At 44.4% G+C, this 19,083-nt stretch carries 22 protein-coding genes; 21 read left to right on the top strand and 1 reads right to left on the bottom strand.

The genetic code is table 11. The features are described 5' to 3' along the window. Positions 1-37 precede the first annotated feature (37 nt). The 17 genes from ASG89_RS18040 (at position 38) to sigF (ending at position 14,300) form a co-directional block, all read left to right on the top strand. The gene (locus ASG89_RS18040; RefSeq protein ID WP_057312163.1) at positions 38-592 is read left to right on the top strand and encodes an NUDIX hydrolase; all 555 of its coding nucleotides are present in this window, start codon (positions 38-40) and stop codon (positions 590-592) included. Next, a complete protein-coding gene (locus ASG89_RS18035; RefSeq protein WP_057312160.1) occupies positions 593-1,774 on the top strand; it encodes an endonuclease Q family protein in 1,182 nt (393 codons plus the stop codon). 61 nt (positions 1,775-1,835) lie between these two features. Then, complete coding sequence (gene spoIIM, locus ASG89_RS18030) at positions 1,836-2,480, top strand: stage II sporulation protein M (RefSeq protein ID WP_235549811.1); 645 nt, start codon at positions 1,836-1,838, stop codon at positions 2,478-2,480. A 102-nt stretch (positions 2,481-2,582) separates the two neighbouring features. Next, complete coding sequence (locus ASG89_RS18025) at positions 2,583-3,053, top strand: Fur family transcriptional regulator (RefSeq protein WP_057312157.1); 471 nt, start codon at positions 2,583-2,585, stop codon at positions 3,051-3,053. Positions 3,054-3,235: 182 nt separating this feature from the next. After that, entirely contained in the window at positions 3,236-4,366 is a 1,131-nt protein-coding gene (gene ald, locus ASG89_RS18020; RefSeq protein WP_057312154.1) for an alanine dehydrogenase, read from the top strand. Between the two features lie 59 nt (positions 4,367-4,425). After that, entirely contained in the window at positions 4,426-4,662 is a 237-nt protein-coding gene (locus tag ASG89_RS18015) for a DUF4227 family protein (RefSeq protein ID WP_057312152.1), read from the top strand. An 86-nt stretch (positions 4,663-4,748) separates the two neighbouring features. Then, complete coding sequence (gene xerD, locus ASG89_RS18010; protein WP_057312150.1) at positions 4,749-5,645, top strand: site-specific tyrosine recombinase XerD; 897 nt, start codon at positions 4,749-4,751, stop codon at positions 5,643-5,645. Between the two features lie 122 nt (positions 5,646-5,767). Next, positions 5,768-6,943 carry a phosphopentomutase gene (gene deoB / locus ASG89_RS18005; RefSeq protein ID WP_057312147.1) on the top strand — a complete coding sequence of 392 codons (1,176 nt, stop codon included), beginning with the start codon at positions 5,768-5,770 and terminating at the stop codon, positions 6,941-6,943. Between the two features lie 36 nt (positions 6,944-6,979). Further along, positions 6,980-7,807: a purine-nucleoside phosphorylase gene (locus ASG89_RS18000; protein WP_057312145.1), complete on the top strand. Its 828-nt coding sequence runs from the start codon at positions 6,980-6,982 to the stop codon at positions 7,805-7,807. 19 nt (positions 7,808-7,826) lie between these two features. Further along, positions 7,827-8,681: a purine-nucleoside phosphorylase gene (locus tag ASG89_RS17995; RefSeq protein ID WP_057312143.1), complete on the top strand. Its 855-nt coding sequence runs from the start codon at positions 7,827-7,829 to the stop codon at positions 8,679-8,681. A 157-nt stretch (positions 8,682-8,838) separates the two neighbouring features. After that, positions 8,839-9,285 (top strand): flagellar protein, encoded by a 447-nt coding sequence (locus ASG89_RS36470; protein ID WP_157276700.1) that lies wholly within the window; start codon positions 8,839-8,841, stop codon positions 9,283-9,285. 146 nt (positions 9,286-9,431) lie between these two features. Continuing rightward, positions 9,432-9,815, top strand: coding sequence for a hypothetical protein (locus ASG89_RS17990; protein WP_057312141.1), 384 nt, complete (start codon positions 9,432-9,434; stop codon positions 9,813-9,815). 132 nt (positions 9,816-9,947) lie between these two features. Then, complete coding sequence (locus ASG89_RS17985) at positions 9,948-11,249, top strand: pyrimidine-nucleoside phosphorylase (protein ID WP_057312139.1); 1,302 nt, start codon at positions 9,948-9,950, stop codon at positions 11,247-11,249. 171 nt (positions 11,250-11,420) lie between these two features. Continuing rightward, a complete protein-coding gene (locus tag ASG89_RS17980; protein WP_057312137.1) occupies positions 11,421-12,596 on the top strand; it encodes a D-alanyl-D-alanine carboxypeptidase family protein in 1,176 nt (391 codons plus the stop codon). Positions 12,597-12,736: 140 nt separating this feature from the next. Then, positions 12,737-13,090 carry an anti-sigma F factor antagonist gene (spoIIAA, locus tag ASG89_RS17975; RefSeq protein WP_082593382.1) on the top strand — a complete coding sequence of 118 codons (354 nt, stop codon included), beginning with the start codon at positions 12,737-12,739 and terminating at the stop codon, positions 13,088-13,090. Then, positions 13,087-13,533: an anti-sigma F factor gene (gene spoIIAB, locus ASG89_RS17970; RefSeq protein WP_057312135.1), complete on the top strand. Its 447-nt coding sequence runs from the start codon at positions 13,087-13,089 to the stop codon at positions 13,531-13,533. The genes spoIIAA and spoIIAB overlap by 4 nt, the downstream gene beginning before the upstream one ends. 11 nt (positions 13,534-13,544) lie before the next feature. After that, positions 13,545-14,300: an RNA polymerase sporulation sigma factor SigF gene (gene sigF / locus ASG89_RS17965; RefSeq protein ID WP_028554229.1), complete on the top strand. Its 756-nt coding sequence runs from the start codon at positions 13,545-13,547 to the stop codon at positions 14,298-14,300. Between the two features lie 148 nt (positions 14,301-14,448). Here the strand turns inward: sigF and ASG89_RS35680 are convergent, their stop codons facing one another. Then, on the bottom strand, positions 14,449-14,658 hold the full coding sequence (locus tag ASG89_RS35680; protein ID WP_082593381.1) for a DUF378 domain-containing protein: 210 nt from the start codon (positions 14,656-14,658) through the stop codon (positions 14,449-14,451). Between the two features lie 191 nt (positions 14,659-14,849). Here ASG89_RS35680 and ASG89_RS17960 point away from each other — a divergent pair, with 191 nt between their 5' ends. The 4 genes from ASG89_RS17960 to lysA all read left to right on the top strand — a co-directional run bounded on the left by ASG89_RS17960 (position 14,850) and on the right by lysA (position 19,061). Then, positions 14,850-15,482: a stage V sporulation protein AA gene (locus ASG89_RS17960; RefSeq protein WP_063867987.1), complete on the top strand. Its 633-nt coding sequence runs from the start codon at positions 14,850-14,852 to the stop codon at positions 15,480-15,482. 5 nt (positions 15,483-15,487) lie between these two features. Further along, the gene (locus ASG89_RS17955; RefSeq protein WP_235549828.1) at positions 15,488-15,901 is read left to right on the top strand and encodes a stage V sporulation protein AB; all 414 of its coding nucleotides are present in this window, start codon (positions 15,488-15,490) and stop codon (positions 15,899-15,901) included. A gap of 25 nt (positions 15,902-15,926) precedes the next feature. Then, a complete protein-coding gene (locus tag ASG89_RS17950; protein WP_057312131.1) occupies positions 15,927-17,570 on the top strand; it encodes a spore germination protein in 1,644 nt (547 codons plus the stop codon). A 159-nt stretch (positions 17,571-17,729) separates the two neighbouring features. Then, a complete protein-coding gene (gene lysA, locus ASG89_RS17945) occupies positions 17,730-19,061 on the top strand; it encodes a diaminopimelate decarboxylase (RefSeq protein WP_057312129.1) in 1,332 nt (443 codons plus the stop codon). Positions 19,062-19,083 lie beyond the last annotated feature (22 nt).

Raw genomic sequence — 19,083 nt, 5'->3', positions numbered from 1 at the left:
GACAAGTTAGACCAATTAATGAGGATGAGGTGCTCGGATGACAGAACATAAGAAATTTGAAGAAACAACAATAAGCAGCGAAATGATTTTCAAGGGTAAAATAATTTCGCTTCAGGTGGATCAAGTGAAGTTGCCTAATGGGGGGACAGCTTCTCGTGAAATTGTTAAGCATCCAGGTGCAGTAGCGGTAATCCCATTACTAGGGGATAAAATGATCGTCGTAGAGCAGTATCGTAAGCCGCTTGAGAAGAGTCAGGTGGAAATTCCTGCAGGTAAGCTCGACAGCGGTGAGGAGCCTATGAGAGCGGCTTTGCGTGAGCTTGAGGAAGAGACAGGCTATAAGACAGCTAACATTCGATTGGTAAGCTCATTTTACACATCCCCTGGGTTTGCGGATGAGATTATCCATTTATACATAGCGGAAGATTTAGTAAAGGGAACCGCGAACCCCGATGAGGACGAATTCCTTGATTGTGAAGCGATCACTTTGGAACAAGCGCAGCAGTATATGCGTGAGGGACGGATTAGCGACGCCAAGACGATCATGGCCGTTTATGCTTGGCAGCTTTACAAGTTAACAGGTCAGATCTAAATGTTGAAGGATTACTATGTTGATTTGCATATTCATATAGGCCGAACGGAGCAAGGTCAAGCTGTCAAAATTAGCGCAGCGAATAATCTTACCTTTTTCAATATTGCTCATGAAGCTGCGAACCGGAAAGGGATGGAAGTTATCTCCATCATCGATACGCACTCACCGTCAGTCCAAGAGGAAATTATGATGTATTTGGATAAGGGAGAGATGGCGGAGCTCGAAGGTGGGGGAATTCGGTATCGGGATACGTCCATCATCTTGGGAAGTGAAATTGAAGTGAGAGACCCTGGGATGGGGCCAGCGCATGTTTTGGCCTATATGCCAAACCTCCAAGTGATGCAGGAATTTACGGGATGGATGAGCCGGCATATGAAAAATGTAGAGCTTAGTTCTCAACGCATCTATGTGCCTGCACGTGATCTCCAAGAAGAGGTGTTGGGGAGGGGAGGTATCCTGATCCCTGCGCACATCTTCACGCCGCACAAGAGCGTGTACGGCAGCGCGACAAGCTGCATGAACGACTTGCTTGATGTGAAGCAAATCCCTGCTGTCGAACTCGGGCTAAGTGCCGATTCAGACATGGCTGGCTACATCTCAGAATTGGATGATTTCACTTATATAACGAATTCAGATGCCCATTCCTTGGCCAAAATAGGTCGTGAATACAATCAGATGAAACTCGCTGCACCGACCTTTGAAGAGTTAGTTAAAGCACTTCGACGTCAGGATGGACGAGGAGTCACAGCCAACTATGGCTTGAATTCGCGATTAGGCAAATATCATCGAACTTATTGCAGCGTCTGTGAGGCTGTACTCGACGATGGCGAAACAGCCGTGGAACGCTGCGTCAATTGCGGCAGCGCCAAAATTGTGCGCGGCGTCATGGATCGAATCATGGCGATTGCTGATCGGGAGATGTCTTATCAGCCAGCCCATCGACCACCGTACCATTTTCAAGTCCCTTTAGAGTACATCCCAGGATTAGGCCCGAAGAAGCTAGAACAATTGCTAAGCCAGTTCGGAACAGAGATGCAGGTCTTACACCATGCAACGCCAGAGGAGTTAGCCAGCGTCGTTGGGGACGAGATTGCCGGATACATTGTAGGGGCGCGAGAAGGGACCTTACATCTCGAAGTTGGTGGCGGTGGGAAGTATGGCAAAGTGAAAAATCATTCATAGTTTTACCTATTCCCTCATAAGCTTGTCTTTGTAGAGGTTGTACAAGGAGGGAGTGGCGAGTGTGAATAGGAACTTAACGATGAAACAATATATGAAGGATAATTTGCCGTTATTTATATTCGTCTCTGTGCTCTTTGTTATTGGCGTTGTTTTCGGTGCCGTCATGGTTAATGCGCTTTCCTTGGAACAGAGGACAGAGATGACCCGCCATTTAGGCAGTTTTTTTCATGAAATCAATGATGGCATCGAAATTGACAGTCAGCAATCGTTTAGTCAAGCATTCGGAATGCATATGAAATGGATATTATTAATCTGGTTATTTGGCTTATCGATTATTGGATTGCCGTTGATCTTAGTATTGGATTTTCTAAAAGGTGTACTGATCGGATTCACGGTCGGATATCTTGTGGGTCAGATGTCGTGGAAAGGGATGCTATTTGCACTTGTGGCCGTTGTTCCTCAAAATTTAATCGTCATACCGGCGATCATATTCTGCAGCGTGGCTGCGATGTCATTCTCACTGTATATGATAAAACATAGAATCATGAGTCGTAGTGGTAACATTTACCAACCTTTCATGAGATATACAACGATCACTTTAGTGATGGGAGTCTTCCTTTTAGCCGCTGCTTTATTAGAAGGATACTTCTCCCAATACATGATGAAATGGGTAACCCCAATGCTGGTGGGGGTTTATGGGCAATAAAATGAAATGTGATTGTGTTTGACTTTGTCTGCAAGCTCCCCCTATAATGAAAAGAGTGGCTAAAAATGGGCTAGGATGCCCACCTTTCTGAGGGGGAGGCATATGGAAGCAAGGATCGAGAAAATTAAACAACAACTACAATCCCAGGGGTACAAGCTTACACCTCAACGGGAAGCGACTGTTCGCGTTCTACTGGAGAATGAACAAGATCATCTTAGTGCAGAAGATGTGTTTATGCTTGTGAAGGATAAAGCGCCAGAGATCGGGCTAGCAACAGTATACCGTACGTTAGAACTTCTGAGCGAACTGCATGTCTTGGAGAAAATGAATTTTGGCGATGGCGTGGCTCGTTATGACTTACGTGACGATAATTCACGACATCATCACCATCACTTAATTTGCGTGCAATGTGGAGCCGTAGATGAAATCATGGAAGACTGGCTCGTACCTTTCGAAGAACGGTTAGAAGCAGAATTTCATTTTCAAGTCTTAGATCATCGTCTTGATTTCCAAGGCATTTGCTACCGCTGTAACGAACGAGGGAAACCGGACTCATTGGAGAAATCCCACTAACAGCTGCCGTACGGTAGTTGTCCAACTTATGAAAATGCCTGTATGCAGTTCATTGCATACAGGCATTTTTGTGTTTACATCATATGCTAATTAGTAGCTAAGAGTTAGCTTACTGTCACATAATTGGCAAGGGAGTCGGGGTACATTATAGACGAATGAACCGAAGGAAGAAGGTGGCGAGTATGTCGAAACCAAGCCTAGTCGTTGGCGTTCCTAAAGAAATCAAGAACAATGAAAATCGAGTTGCTTTGACCCCAGGCGGTGCAGGGATGCTGCGAATGTCCGGTCATCGTGTGTTGGTCGAAGCGGGAGCAGGCATTGGCAGCGGATTTTCGGATGAGGATTATAAGCAAGAAGGTGCTGTAATAATCGCACATGCGAATGAAGTGTGGGCGGAAAGTGATATGATCATGAAAGTGAAAGAACCGTTGCCTGCTGAATATGGTTATTTCAAAGAAGGTCAGATTCTATTTACTTATTTGCATTTAGCTGCAGCTGGCGATCTGGCTGCTCAGTTATTGGAGAAGAAAGTGACAGGTATTGCCTACGAGACGATTCAATTGCCGAATGGCTCCTTGCCCTTGCTAACACCGATGAGTGAGGTTGCCGGGCGAATGTCTGTACAAATTGGAGCCCACTACCTCGAGAAATTTTATGGCGGTCGCGGCATTTTGCTTGGCGGTGTTCCTGGCGTTCCACCTGCAGACGTCATTATTTTGGGCGGTGGGATTGTAGGTACGAATGCAGCCAAAATGGCACTAGGTCTTGGTGCTAATGTTGTTATTATTGAACGAAGTGCTGATCGGATGCGAGCCTTGGATGACATCTTCGGAGGACATCTCCGTACATTGATGTCCAATCCGTATAATATTGCTAGCGCAGTCCAGAAGGCGGATCTGCTCATTGGCGCAGTACTCATCCCAGGAGCAAGAGCACCGCGGTTAGTGACAGCAGCAATGGTGCAGAGTATGAAGCCAGGCGCTGTCATTGTGGATGTTGCTGTCGATCAAGGAGGATCCATCGAAACGATTGATCGTGTAACCACCCATAGTGATCCAACCTATGAGAAGTTCGGTGTGGTTCATTATGCGGTTGCCAACATGCCAGGAGCTGTGCCTCGTACCTCAACGCTTGCGTTGACGAATGTCACCTTGCCATATGCGTTGGAGTTGGTTAATAAAGGCTTCACACAAGCATTAGCAGAGAACTACCCGCTACAACTAGGGGTGAATACGTACAAAGGCAGTGTCACCCATCCAGCGGTAGCTGAAGCGCTAGGAATGCCTTATACGAAATTAATCGATCTGACATAATCATGGTCCGAGCCTCATATTCTGTTCCTAAGACATGGAATAGACATGGAGGCAGGGCTATGATATTTTCCTATCGGAAATTAATTGTTCGCTTACAGTATATTTTGGTTTTTGTGGCGTTGACGGTCATTTTATATCAAGTTCTGCTAGCCGTATCCGGTTGGATTCAGCCTGTGAACAAATACAAAGCGCCGACAGGCAAATCCGTTAAGGTATTCGGACAAAGCGAACATGTATCCTTTGATTCGAATTCAATGAGTGAGCGACTGCGTTTGTTTTATTGGTATGGTGAGTAAAGCGAAAAATAAAGGAATCTCTCCTGTCATCGTGGAATGCTATAGAATGGAAGTTATAGCAGGTAAACGAAGGAGAGACTGACATAATGACGAGTGAGCTACAATCCTTCATCCAATTTCTGACGATTGAACGAGGACTTTCACGGAACACACTCGAATCCTACGAAAGGGATCTCCTTCAATTTGTTGCCTATCTTGAGTTGCAGGGTGTTACAAGCTGGCGAGAAACAGGGAAAGTGCATCTTGGGAGTTACCTATCACAATTAAAAACGCTTGGACGAGCATCAGCGACTTTATCACGAATACGCGTTTCATTACGCTCCTTTTTTCAATACATGGTGAAAGAACGGCTCCTTGATTCCGATCCTTCCGTTTTCATTGAGGTTCCAAAGTTGGAAAAGAGAATTCCGAAGGTTCTAAGCATCCCCGAAGTTGAAAAGTTGCTGGAAGCGCCTCAATCCCAGCAGGTGAATGGTGCGCGAGATAAAGCCATGTTGGAATTGCTCTACGCCACAGGGATTCGTGTTTCTGAACTTGTTGCACTTAATATGGCCGATGTGAATTTAGAGATGGGCTTCATTCGATGTATCGGCAAAGCGGAAAAAGAGCGGATAATTCCGCTTAGCGGCATAGCCATTCGAATGATTGATAGCTATATTCAGATTCATCGTATCAAGCTGCTCAAAAGATCGGTAGACGAGGAAGCACTCTTTATCGGGCACTTAGGTACTCGGATGACGAGACAAGGTTTTTGGAAAATTATGAAGCGCTATGCATTGGAGACGAAAATTACGAATGAAATTACTCCACATACGCTGAGACATTCTTTCGCTGCACATTTAATCGAAAACGGTGCGGATTTGCGATCTGTACAAGAAATGCTTGGACATTCCGACATTTCCTCAACACAATTGTATGTGCAGGTTACGAAGATCAAAATGAAGGATGTCTATAATCGAGCACACCCTAGAGCTCATTTATGAGCATTAATGGAGAGACAGCGGCACTTCCATCCGGAATTGCTGCTGTTTTGCATTCACGGGTTGGAAGTGGGATAATGAAGGGTGGATATCATTACTATTAGGATTGATTTGGAGGGACATCGGTGCGCTTTGAACGAATTAGTTTAATCGTATTGGATAGTGTAGGCATCGGAGAATTGCCGGATGCTGATCAGTTTGGCGACCTTGGAGCACATACCCTTGGTCATATAGCAGAGAAGGTAAGCGGCTTTGCACTGCCACATTTGCAGCAAATGGGACTCGGAAACATCGCAGATATTCAGGGGATTCCACCTGTATCGTCACCAGAGGGTTATTATGGCAAGATGGCAGAGGTTTCCGTTGGTAAAGATACGATGACAGGTCACTGGGAGTTAATGGGGCTTCGGATTTCTACACCATTTAAGGTATTTCCGGATGGATTTCCCGACGCATTGATCTCACAATTTGAACAAGAAACAGGGCGTAAGGTAATAGGCAATAAACCGGCTTCGGGCACAGAGATCCTAGATGAGCTTGGCGAAGAACAGATGAAGACGGGCGCATGGATCGTATACACGTCGGCCGATAGTGTTTTTCAATTAGCCGCACACGAAGACATCATTCCGTTAGATGAGCTCTATCGCGCTTGCGAAATTGCCAGAAGACTAACGATGCAAGATGAATTTGCGGTTGGACGCGTCATTGCTAGACCTTATCTGGGTACACAAGGGGCTTTCAAACGTACGCCAAACCGACATGATTATGCGGTTAAGCCCCCAGAGCCTACCGTTATGAATCAACTGAAGGATGCAGGATGGGATGTCATAGCGATTGGCAAAATTAATGATATCTTTGACGGCGAAGGGGTTACGAAAGCGACCTCTACGAAAAGCAATTTGGATGGCATACAGAAGACGATTGAGGTACTCGGAACCTCATTTAAGGGTCTAGCTTTTACCAATCTAGTCGATTTCGATTCTTTGTATGGTCATCGACGCGATCCTGAAGGCTACGGTAAAGCCTTAGAGGAATTTGATGCCTATGTCCCACAGCTGAAAGCGGGACTCGGGCCGAAAGATCTGCTGATCTTGACCGCAGATCATGGGAATGACCCTGTGCACGCGGGGACGGACCATACACGTGAGTATGTACCCATTTTGCTGTATAGTCCTAGTTTCCAATTGCCAGTTTCCTTGGGAATTCGGGGCACCTTTGCTGATTTAGGCGCGACGATCGCAGACAACTTCGGCGTTGAACCAACGAAGAATGGTGAGAGTTTTCTACATCTTTTGAAATAAAGTAGAGGTTACATTAATTTGAGGAGGCATGATGACATGTCAGGTACATCCATGATTCAAGAAATTCAAGAAGCAGCAGCGTTTATTAAACAAGAAACGAATATTACACCGCAAATTGGTCTTATTCTTGGTTCGGGTCTTGGTGTTTTAGCGGATTTAATTGAACAACCCATTGTAATCGACTATTCCCGTATCCCGCATTTCCCGGTCTCAACTGTTGAGGGACATGCTGGAGAGCTTGTTGTAGGCTCCATTCAAGGTAAACAAGTCCTCGTGATGAAAGGACGCTTTCATGCTTATGAAGGTTATGGCGCTGAAACGGTTTCTTTCCCTGTACGTGTAATGAAAGAGCTTGGTGTACAAACCTTGATCGTTACCAATGCAGCAGGCGGGATCAATGAATCTTATCAGGTTGGCGATCTCATGGTTATCAGTGACCATTTGAATATGACATTCCGCAATCCGTTGATTGGACCGAATGATTCAGCGCTAGGTGTTCGCTTCCCGGATATGTCGGAGGCTTACAGCAAGCGTCTACGTAAGTTAGCGCATGATGTTGCGGCTACGCAAGATTTTAAATTACAAGAAGGTGTGTATGTTGGGCTGCTTGGACCTAACTATGAAACACCTGCTGAAATTCGCATGTTCCGCACATTGGGTGGAGACTCGGTTGGAATGTCAACTGTTCCTGAGGTTATTGTTGCTCGTCATGCGGGTATCGAAGTATTGGGCTTCTCTTGTATTTCCAACATGGCATCGGGTATATTAGATCAACCGTTATCCCATGCTGAAGTGATGGAAACAACGGAAAAGGTTAAACCTAAATTTTTGAAGCTAGTCCTAGGTATTATCGAGGCGCTTTAAAGTAGAAAAGGAGAACAACATGACATTGTCTTACATGCAACAAATTAATGAGGCAGCAAGCTTCATCCAATCGCGTTTAGGTGGCGTATCGCCATCAATAGGACTTGTTCTGGGTTCAGGACTTGGTGATATGGCGAATCAGGTTGAACAGCCGATAGCTATCGAATATAGTGAAGTTCCGCATTTCCCTGTATCTACTGTGGAGGGCCATGAAGGCCGTTTTGTGATTGGTACTTTGGAAGGCAAGCAAGTTATCGTTATGCAAGGCCGTTTTCATTATTATGAAGGTTATGATATGAAAAAAGTGGTGTTCCCCGTTTACGTGATGAAAGCAATCGGGGTACAGGCCGTTGTTATGACCAACGCGGCAGGAGGGATGAATCGCTCCTTCCAAGCTGGTGATTTGATGTTGATAAGTGATCATATTAATATGACTGGCGATAACCCATTGATTGGGCCGAACCATGGTGAGCTTGGTGTTCGTTTCCCAGATATGTCAGAAGCCTATAATCGTGATTATCGACGTCTTGCTCGTGAGTTGGCTTCATCAGTTGTTGGAGAGGATGGCGTAGCACTGAAGCTGCAGGAAGGCGTATATGCTGGCATCACAGGGCCTACCTATTGCACACCAGCAGAGTTGACGATGCTTGCACGTATTGGCGGCGATGCGATTGGAATGTCTACAGTAGGTGAAGTGATTGCTGCTCGCCATGCTGGGCTCAAAGTATTAGGCATCTCATGTATTACGGATATGGCCATTGGTGAGGAGCTTGAACCTTTAACCCACGAACAAGTTGTAGCTGTAGCGAATCGGACGAAGCCTAAATTTATTGCTTTAGTGAAAGCTTTTGTTCGTGAAGTTCAATTTGGATAAATTGAATCGGGAAAAACCGTGATTTTTTTGTGGGATTGAGCATCTTAAGACCTATCCATTCTGTGGGACACATGATAGAATATAGTTAATTAGAACTATATTCGGTGGCCGTCTATCTAAGGAAGATGACCTAATCCATAGAAGGATGTGTTTGATCATGTCAGTTCCTCAAGAACTTATGGTAGCCAATTGCCCACGTTGTGGCAAAGTGTATCAAAGAAATTTACGTAATCAATGCATGGATTGCAGCACAAGTATACATGATCAATTAAAGAATTGTGTAGATTTTCTTCGTAGAAACTATCGTTCATCGAATGAGCAAGTTTGTGCTGCTACAGGTGTTTCCGATATTCAATTACAAGTTTGGATGAAAGAAGGCAAGTTGCAGCTGTCTGATTATCCTAATTTGCGTTACCCATGTGCTTCCTGCTCGGAACCGATACGTGAACATAAGTTGTGTGTAAATTGCAGCACTCGTATCACTCGTGATATTAGAAAACTTAATGAGAGCGGAACCGTACCAAGTATGAAGCAACCTGAATCAAAACCTCAGGGACCTACTTCAAGCGGGTTTAAAATTAGTGATCGGTGGAATCGTGTGTAAATTGCATTGGAATGGGAATAGTAAGATGGAGTTCAGTTCACAATTCTGTCACGAAATAGTCAAAGTTTTGCCACGGACTAGATATGGGATTATTCTCTGATGTTAGGTAGAATAGATGAAGTGAACACACGATGAGGGGGATATGCATGCAAAAGTGGATTTTCTTTGTACTATTTATACTTGCGGGCGCATTGGGGCTGGGAGTCCTCTTTCAAGATATTTCTGATCGCCAAGAGGCACAGGAAGCCGAGGCTGCCGCTGGTAAAATGCAACAGCTGAAATTAGTTGCTTCAAACTGGCAGTTTGATGTACCGGAATACACCGTGAAAAAAGGTGAAGCTACGAAAGTTTCATTGTCCTTAAAAGAAGGTGTCCATGCCGTTGAAATCGTTGGTTTGGATATTAAACTTGACAAAGAAACTCCTTCGAAGGAAGTTACCTTTGACAAACCAGGTACATATGAAATCGATTGTGTTCTTCCTTGCGGCGAAGGACATGCTAAAATGAAAGCTAAATTAGTAGTACAATAATCATAGAATCAAAGTTAAAAGGGGGCTTACATGCTCCCTTTTTTCTTTTATTATATTTGTGATGTAAGATGGAACCTATAGCGGATGCTTACGATGCAAGTTTTCTGGCGAAAACTTTAAGGAGGTAATATTATGAGAATGGTTGATTTAATACATAAGAAACGTGTTGGTGAAGCGTTAAGCGAACAGGAAATAACGTTTATTATCAATGAGTATACGGCGGGGAGTATTCCTGATTATCAAATGTCCGCCTTCCTTATGGCGACCTTCCTAAACGGAATGACAGATGAAGAAACGTCGTTTCTTACGCTCGCTATGGCGGGATCCGGTGAAATGATTGATTTATCGGCAATTGCTGGTGTGAAGGTGGATAAACATTCGACGGGTGGCGTTGGGGATAAAGTAAGCCTCATCGTAGGTCCTGTTGTCGCTTCTCTTGGCATCCCTGTAGCTAAGATGTCAGGCAGAGGTTTAGGGCATACAGGCGGTACATTAGATAAACTGGAGTCCATTCCAGGCTTTCAAATTGAGTTATCGAAGGAAGCTTTTATCGAAGCGGTTAACACGAATAAAATTGCTATTGTCGGTCAGAGCGGCAATTTGGCTCCAGCAGATAAGAAAATCTATGCCTTGCGCGATGTAACGGCAACGGTGGATTCAATTCCTTTGATCGCAAGCTCCATCATGAGTAAGAAAATTGCTTCTGGCGCTGAAGCGATTGTGTTGGATGTGAAAATCGGATCAGGTGCCTTTATGAAAACGGTCGAGGATGCTAGAGTACTTGCTCGTACAATGGTTGATATCGGAACTCGTCTGAATCGGAAAACAATTGCAATGATTACCGATATGGATCAGCCGCTAGGCCGCGAAATTGGAAATGCGAATGAAATTCGAGAATCTATCGAAGTGCTGCGTGGAACTGGAGACAAGGAGCTAACGGAGGTTGCGATTTCTGTTGCGGCTTATATGGCAGTCCTGGGTAAGGTGTATGCCACCTTTGAGGAGGCGCAGGGAGCTGTTCGTGACATCATTTCCAAAGGTAAGGCACTAGACACGTTCAAACGCTTTCTCGCAAGCCAAGGCGGCGACGCGCGTGTTGTTGATCAGCCTGAGCTATTGCCAACAGCAGCATATCATATTGAGGTTCATGCACAACAAGATGGGTTCATAAGTGAGATCCAAGCGGAAAATATCGGAATCGCCGCAATGGTGCTTGGCGCGGGACGAGCGAAGAAAGAAGATTTGATCGATTATGCAGTAGGACTAACCCTAAATAAGAAAATTGGGGACGCGGTTCAAAAAGGTGAATCCATTTGTACTATCCACGCGAATCGATTGGAAGTAGCTGAGGTTGAGGCCATGATCCTTGAAGCGTATAAGATCACGCTAACTCAACCTGCACCGAAACAATTAATTTATGATGTAATCGAATAGATTAGTTCCCAAAAAAGCACTTTCCTTAGGGGAAGGTGCTTTTTTCATTTTGGCTTATTTTCACCGTCATGGAATAATTTTCAATGATTTCGTCAACACTGATTAGCAGTCATTCATGCTGCAAAATGCCAAAACTTTCACTTCATACATCACAGGAGGGGTACAATTGCTATGCGAAAAAAAGGGCTAATCAGTTTTATTTGTTTACAACTAAGTGTGATGCTGGTCCTGCCAGCGATTTATGCGGCGGAAACTAAGGTACAGCCTGTAGATCTCACACCGAATGCCCTATCTGCCGTTCTTATGGATGCGGATACGGGTACGGTGATTGCGGAGAAAAATAAGGATGCCAAACTTCCGCCAGCAAGTATTACGAAAATTATGACCATGCTATTGATTATGGAAGCAGTCGACAAGGGCACTATCAAAATGGATGAAAAAGTCAGCGTTAGTGAATATGCGGCTTCCATGGGGGGCTCACAGATTTTCTTAGAGCCTGGCGAACAAATGTCAGTTCAAGAGATGCTGAAAGGCATCGCAATGGCTTCCGGAAATGATGCTTCTGTCGCTATGGCTGAGAAAATTGCGGGTTCGGAAGAGAATTTTGTTGCCATGATGAATGAGCGGGCAGGTCAACTCGGAATGAAGAACACCCACTTCTCTAACTGTAATGGACTTCCTGTGGCTAATCACTATACAACGGCTAATGATATCGCGATAATGTCACGCGAGCTTCTGAAGCACGAAGGGATTACGAATTTTACAGGTGCCTACCAAGATTATTTACGCAAAGATTCACCTAAGCCATTCTGGCTTGTAAATACCAATAAATTAGTGCGTTTCTACAGTGGAGCCGATGGATTGAAAACCGGCTATACCAGTGAAGCCAAGTTCTGTTTGTCAGCTACAGCTAAACGAGATAATTTACGTGTTGTCGCTGTGGTACTTGGTGAACCGAATACCAAAACGCGGAACGCTGAAGTCACGAAGTTGTTTGATTATGCTTTTGCGCAATATACGAACTATCCATTGTTCAAAACAGGAGATAGTTTGGGAAGCTTCACGATAAATAAAGGTCAAGTCTCGACAGTGCCGTTAGTAGCAAGACAGAATTATAGCATTCTGATGAAAAAAGGGACGGACACGGCAAATATCCGACATGAATTGCAGCTGGATCCTAGCTTGAGAGCACCTGTTAGCGAAGGTCAACCGATTGGTAAAATCATGGTCTACAATGGGGATAATGTCTTAGCAGAGTATCCTTTAGAATCACCTCAAGCTGTTGATAAAGCCTCTTGGTGGAAGTTGTTTAAGCGGACAACATCGGAGTTATTTACCACGGATTAATGCGGAAAACAGCGAATATAAGTTGATGAGATCGTATATTTTGCCTACTTTTAGCGGTTTTCTTCTAGTTTTGTCGGGTGGCAGGAATTGCCAACTCAGTTGTAGAAACTAGTGTTCATGACCTGAAGGGAGTGAACATATTGGGCATGCAAATTGAGTTTGAGCAAGGAAGAAGAGCGCTGATTGTTAGATTGAAGGGTGAACTTGACCATCATGCAGCGGATAGTGTTAAGGTGAGGATGGAGGATGCGATTGCGAAGGAGCAGACGCAACACATCATTCTTAGTTTGAAGGACCTCTCCTTCATGGATAGCTCAGGTCTAGGCGTCATTCTTGGCCGTTATAAGCAAATCACGAGCAAAGGCGGCAAAATGGTCGTCTGTGACGTCTCACCGGCTGTTTATCGATTGTTCGAGCTTTCGGGGATGTTTAAGATTGTATCGATTCAAGATAACGAACGTAATGCAATGTCCAGTTTGGAGGTTGCTTTATGAGTGAGCGTAACTTTATGACCTTGCAATTTGCCAGCCGATCTGAGAATGAAGCTTTTGCACGTGTCGCAGTGGCCGCATTCGTTTCGCAGTTAGATCCAACTTTAGATGAATTGACGGATATCAAAACGGTTGTTTCAGAAGCCGTAACGAATTCGATTATACATGGCTATAACAATAATAAGGATGGTGTCATTACCATTTCAGCTGAAATTGATGATGACACGATTCGTTTAACAATTGAGGATAAGGGTGAAGGTATTGCTGATTTAGAGCAAGCAAAGGAGCCCTTGTACACGTCCAAACCAGAGCTCGAGCGTTCGGGGATGGGCTTTACAATTATGGAAAATTTCATGGACGAAGTGGAAGTTGTGACGGCCGTCGGAATCGGAACGAAAATAAACATGTTGAAGCGAATTGAATCTAAAAAAGCTTTATACAATTAGGGGTAGGATCTATGGATGTTGATCTGAAACATGCTTCTCATAGTTATTTAGACGATTCGGAAGTCAAACGGTTAATCGCCCTCAGCCAATCCGGAGATGGACTCGCTAGAGAAACACTTGTCAGCTGCAATATCCGTTTGGTGTGGTCCGTGGTTCAGCGCTTTTTGAACCGTGGTTACGAAGCCGAAGACTTGTTCCAGATCGGGTGCATTGGACTGCTGAAGTCCGTGGACAAATTTGATCTCTCGTATGATGTCAAATTCTCAACCTATGCCGTCCCGATGATTATCGGGGAAATCCAACGGTTTCTGCGGGATGACGGTACATTAAAGGTTAGCCGCTCTCTTAAGGAGCTTGCGAACAAAATTCGCAAGACAAAGGATGAGCTTTCGAAACGCTTGGGGAGGCTTCCTACGATCAAAGAGGTTGCAGAGGAACTTATGATTACACCGGAGGAGGTTGTGTTCGCTCAAGAGGCGAATAAACCACTCTCGTCGATTCATGAGACCGTATTTGAGAACGATGGAGACCCCATCACACTCATGGATCAGATTTCGGATGAATCCGGAGAGAAATGGTTCGAGAAGCTAGCCTTAAATGAAGCGATAGGGACGCTCTCAGAGCGCGAAAGACTTATTGTATATCTCCGTTATTTCCGTGATCAGACGCAGTCGGAGGTTGCAAGCAGACTAGGGATATCTCAGGTGCAGGTATCGCGTTTGGAGAAAAAGATACTGCAGTCGATCAAGGATCAGATTGCACAATGATTTATACCCTAAAAAAACCCCATGCTCTGGAAAAACCGTGCTCCCTATGGGAGGACGGTTTTTCAGTGTATATACATATAGCCGCTTATTTCCCTTGAGTAAATATCAGGGGGATGAGCGGCTTGTTCCTTATACACCGAACTCTTTACTAGCGTACCGAATAACGGTCAACAGCGTAAAATCTGACGCAGTATATCCCACATAAACCTACGAGGGAGTATACGATACGACTTAACCCTGAAGATTCACGGTGTGAATCTCCCCCAAGCAGAGCAGAAACTAAATCCCATTCGAAAAGCCCAACTAGAAGCCAATTCAACGCACCGATGATGACTAGAGTTAGCGCGAATTTTGCCATGTTATCACCTTCTTTATATGGAATAAGTAATCGTATTCCCTAATTAACATGCCTTGCCATATCCGACTTTATGCATGGAGAATTTACCAAATCTCGAATGGATTACGCAAAGGAAGGATTTTGCATACTATTTCTATACATGGATGACTGCAGACAGAATTGACATCGTTAAGCTCTGAGAGGGGTGAACCATGGTCCAGGTAATTAATAAATATTTATACATACGCCTGCGCCGCAAAGCGCGAGTTCGCAAAGGTCAGATCGTGAGACTGCACCATATTGCCCAACTATTTGTGGAGCCTGAATATGAACAAGCTCTGAACGAATTGATTATTCATCAACCCCAGCAAGAGGATGGGAATCGCGTGTTAATTGACATGCTATTAATCATTCGTAAAGTAAAGATGCGGTTTCCCGAGCTGCAAGTTGAACATTTTGGAGAACCACATGTACTGCTAGAAATATACACCGATAATAAGAAAGCAAACCCGTTTCTCATCGGGATTGTATGGTTGCTTTTATTTATTGGCTCTGGGCTCGCGATCATGAATTTCCATGCAGATGTGTCCATGCTAGCCGTTCATCAACGTATTTACGAATTGATGACAGGTAAAAAGGTAGATCATCCGCTTATTTTGCAAATTCCATATTCAATCGGCATTGGAGCAGGGATGGTACTTTTCTTTAACCATCTGTTTAAAAAGAAATTCAATGAAGAACCAAGCCCTCTAGAAGTTGAGATGTTTATGTATCAAGAAAATATTAATCATTATGTCATCACAGAAGAATACTCGAAAATCAATGAAGAAGGGGACGCGAAGTGATTACGCTGCTCGGGGAAGCTTTCCTAGCTGCTTTTATCGGTTTAGCTGGAGGCATTGCAGTTGGGAGCGGTATGGTTGCCTTCCTAGTAGTTCTGGATATTATCCCTAGGTTAGCCCAAATCACAAGATCATTCTCCAAAATTCACGCTTATGAAGCAGCAGTTGTTCTAGGATCTCTCGTGTTTACTTGGGTGGATTTCAGTGATTTGCATATGCATTTATTCCCAATGGGCGCAGCGCTATTTGGCCTTTTTGCAGGTTGCTTCGTAGGATTGCTGGCTGCAGCACTGACTGAAATCGTCAATGTACTACCGATTTTGGCTAAACGAGTAGGTATGGATTCCTATCGAATTGTGTTATTAATGGCTATGATTTTCGGAAAGGTTATTGGTTCTTTGTTTGAATGGTTATTTTATTAAAGGGCCGGAGGAAGGTGGCGCACCAATGAAGTTTATAGTTAGAAATAGTCAACAGGCTGAAGAGGAAAAACTGCAAGAATTACAGGAAAACGAGAATCAAGGGAATCACGAACATAATCAAGAAGATAAACTGGCTGTTGATGAAGAAGGGAATTTATCGGCCTATAATCCCATTACGAATATGACACCGAAAGAGAAGGCACTTAAGATCCAAGAAGATATTCCGAAAAGTCTTAGAGAAGTACAGCGCGTATTGGAAGAAAGGGTCGGATTGAATCGGAGTTTTGATCTTGTGATGCGAGAGATGGTGTTTGGGGCTAAACGCGTGGGCATCTTTTACTGCAACGGTTTCGCGAAAGATACCGTGCTGACGGATATCATTACACGACTGACCTATGCAGACCGTGAAGAGGTAGCTCACCATACGTTGGAGACTTTTATTGAAAAACTAATTCCACATATACAAGTGAAGCATTATACGAAAATGTCTGAGATTGTTGGACAAGTGTTAATGGGTGGGACCGCCTTCTTTATCGAAGGAGTTACGACGGCCATCGCGGTTGATGCGAAAACCTTTCCTATCCGATCTATTGCTGAACCAGATTTAGAGCGTGTTGTTAGAGGGTCGCGCGATGGTTTTGTAGAAACGCTGTTAACGAATGTTACCCTCGTTAGACGCCGCATTCGTGATGAGCGTTTTAAACTAGAAATCATGCAAATTGGCAAACGGACGAAGACAGATGTGTGTATTGGATATATTAATGATATTGCGGATGCGTCACTTGTCCAAGATATTAAAGACAAAATGAAACAAGTAGAGATTGATGGTTTGCCTTTAGGCGAGAAACAATTAGAAGAAGTGATTGTAAATAAGGGTTGGAATCCATATCCCATGGTGCGCTATTCAGAGCGTCCGGACGTGGTCTCTGCACATCTACTAGAAGGACATGTCTGTGTGTTTGTAGATACCTCTCCAAGTGTCATGATCTTGCCGACGACCTTTTTCCATCATGTACAGCATGCTGAAGAATATCGGAATACACCTTTTATCGGGACCTATTTGAGGTGGGTACGTTTTGCAGGTATTATGATGTCGATCTTCTTGCTGCCACTCTGGTATTTAATGGTGATGGAGCCGTCGCTTAAACCAGCAGGATTAGAGTTTCTTGGTCCTCAAAAAGAAGGTACATTGCCGCTGCTCTTACAGTTCCTCATTGCAGATATTGGGATCGATCTCATGCGAATGGCGGCAGTTCATACCCCGACGCCGCTCGCAACAGCGATGGGCTTAGTGGCTGCGATACTGGTCGGAGACATAGCTGTAAAGACAGGACTCTTCATTAACGAAGTCATCCTCTACCTTGCACTAGCTTCAATCGGGATGTTCGCTACTCCAAGCTATGAATTAGGCTTAGCGAATCGAATCGTGAGGCTAGCCTTACTAATTACGGTATCCATTTTTGGTGTTCCTGGGTTTGTGATAGGCTCCACATTATGGCTAATTATGTTGGCTTCGAAGAAATCCTATGATGCTCCCTATATGTGGCCATTCATACCGTTTAATGCCAAAAGCTTTTTCTCCATCCTGCTGCGTCGTCCGGTGTTAGCAAGCAAAACAAGACTTAGCATTACAAAGCCAATTGATGGCACACGTCAACCTAAATCATAGATCTTGGAAGGGGCTGAAAGTACTCAGCCCTTTTTTGTTTGCCCTAGGCGCATGTATTGTCAAATATGCGTGCACTATGGTACTTTTATTAGTATGTATGCGACCTCTTTAGCGGAATTTGGCATAGGGAAGGTTCAAGTAGAGAGGGGAAATATAGCTATGTATTTACATGGTACCAGTAGAATAAATGACCAAGGCCATCTCGAAATTGGCGGTGTTGATACGACAAAGTTAGTTGCCGAATACGGTACGCCTCTCTATGTTTTTGACGAGACACTCGTACGTCAGCGTTGTCGTGAATTCGTTGAAGCTTTCAGAGCTTCAGGGCTGAAATTTCAAGTAGCCTATGCAAGTAAAGCGTTTTGTATAATGGCGATGTGCCGAATCGTAGAAGAAGAAGGTATGTCATTGGATGTAGTATCAGATGGCGAGTTGTATACAGCTCTTCAAGCGGGCTTCCCGGCTGAGCGTATTCACTTCCACGGAAATAACAAAACCATTTCTGAAATGGAAATGGCCATTGATGCCAAAATTGGATGCTTCGTTGTAGATAACTTTATCGAGTTGCAAATGCTTAATGCGATTGCTGCTGAGAAACGCCAAAAGGTGAAAATTTTATTGCGGATTACGCCTGGTGTTGAGGCGCATACGCATGAATATATTTCAACAGGCCAAACCGATTCCAAATTTGGGTTCGACCTGGGGAATGGTTCTGCATTCCAAGCGATTCAAGAGGCTTCCCAGCTTTCTTATTTAGATCTTTTGGGCATCCACTCGCATATAGGTTCGCAAATATTCGAAGTTGAAGGATTCCGAATTGCGGCAGAGAAAATGGCCGAATTTGCCATTCATGTTCGGACTGAATTAGATGTTACGTTCAAAGTAATCAATCTCGGCGGTGGTTTCGGCATTCGTTATGTGAGTGAAGATACGCCACTTCCTGTTGCTGTCTATGTGAAGGCTATTACCGATGCGATCAAAGCCAACTTCGGGAGCAATGGTTATCCGCTTCCGGAAATTTGGGTTGAACCGGGCCGCAGTATCGTAGGCGATTCAGGGACTACGCTTTACACGGTCGGCACTGCGAAGGAAATTCCCGGCGTGCGTAAGTATGTTGCAGTGGATGGCGGTATGACTGACAATCCGCGTCCAGCTTTATATAAATCTGTATACGAAGCGGGTCTCGCGAATCGTGCTACTGAGCAACCAGCTGAGATCGTTTCGATTGCCGGCAAATGTTGCGAAAGCGGCGATATGTTGATCTGGGATGTGAATCTGCCGAAGGTTGCGACAGGTGATATTCTGGCAGTGTCGAGTACAGGAGCTTACAATTACTCGATGGCTAGCAACTACAACCGTATTCGCAGACCGGGTGTTGTCTTTGTCAAAGACGGCCAAAGTGACCTTGTCGTGAAACGTGAATCTTTTGATCAAATTGTAGGGAATGACTTAATTCCAGCGAGAATGAAACAAGTTAGCAAGACGGTCTAAAAGGTGCCAAAACATCTACAGG

Origin of the sequence: Paenibacillus sp. Soil766 (assembly GCF_001428105.1) — a bacterium.
Classification (GTDB): Bacteria; Bacillota; Bacilli; order Paenibacillales; family NBRC-103111; genus Paenibacillus_E.
This window is presented reverse-complemented; position numbering and strand designations above follow the sequence as displayed.

Bases quoted from the DNA above. Each gene is read 5' to 3' on its own strand.
- ASG89_RS35680 (WP_082593381.1), bottom strand. From the start codon at position 14,658: ATGGCAAAATTCGCGCTAACTCTAGTCATCATCGGTGCGTTGAATTGG.
- ASG89_RS17960 (WP_063867987.1), top strand. From the start codon at position 14,850: ATGGTCCAGGTAATTAATAAATATTTATACATACGCCTGCGCCGCAAA.
- ASG89_RS18015 (WP_057312152.1), top strand. From the start codon at position 4,426: ATGATATTTTCCTATCGGAAATTAATTGTTCGCTTACAGTATATTTTG.
- lysA (WP_057312129.1), top strand. From the start codon at position 17,730: ATGTATTTACATGGTACCAGTAGAATAAATGACCAAGGCCATCTCGAA.
- ASG89_RS18035 (WP_057312160.1), top strand. From the start codon at position 593: ATGTTGAAGGATTACTATGTTGATTTGCATATTCATATAGGCCGAACG.
- ald (WP_057312154.1), top strand. From the start codon at position 3,236: ATGTCGAAACCAAGCCTAGTCGTTGGCGTTCCTAAAGAAATCAAGAAC.
- xerD (WP_057312150.1), top strand. From the start codon at position 4,749: ATGACGAGTGAGCTACAATCCTTCATCCAATTTCTGACGATTGAACGA.
- ASG89_RS18025 (WP_057312157.1), top strand. From the start codon at position 2,583: ATGGAAGCAAGGATCGAGAAAATTAAACAACAACTACAATCCCAGGGG.
- ASG89_RS18000 (WP_057312145.1), top strand. From the start codon at position 6,980: ATGTCAGGTACATCCATGATTCAAGAAATTCAAGAAGCAGCAGCGTTT.
- spoIIAB (WP_057312135.1), top strand. From the start codon at position 13,087: ATGAGTGAGCGTAACTTTATGACCTTGCAATTTGCCAGCCGATCTGAG.
- ASG89_RS17980 (WP_057312137.1), top strand. From the start codon at position 11,421: ATGCGAAAAAAAGGGCTAATCAGTTTTATTTGTTTACAACTAAGTGTG.
- ASG89_RS36470 (WP_157276700.1), top strand. From the start codon at position 8,839: ATGTCAGTTCCTCAAGAACTTATGGTAGCCAATTGCCCACGTTGTGGC.
- ASG89_RS18040 (WP_057312163.1), top strand. From the start codon at position 38: ATGACAGAACATAAGAAATTTGAAGAAACAACAATAAGCAGCGAAATG.
- ASG89_RS17950 (WP_057312131.1), top strand. From the start codon at position 15,927: ATGAAGTTTATAGTTAGAAATAGTCAACAGGCTGAAGAGGAAAAACTG.
- ASG89_RS17990 (WP_057312141.1), top strand. From the start codon at position 9,432: ATGCAAAAGTGGATTTTCTTTGTACTATTTATACTTGCGGGCGCATTG.
- sigF (WP_028554229.1), top strand. From the start codon at position 13,545: ATGGATGTTGATCTGAAACATGCTTCTCATAGTTATTTAGACGATTCG.
- ASG89_RS17995 (WP_057312143.1), top strand. From the start codon at position 7,827: ATGACATTGTCTTACATGCAACAAATTAATGAGGCAGCAAGCTTCATC.
- ASG89_RS17985 (WP_057312139.1), top strand. From the start codon at position 9,948: ATGAGAATGGTTGATTTAATACATAAGAAACGTGTTGGTGAAGCGTTA.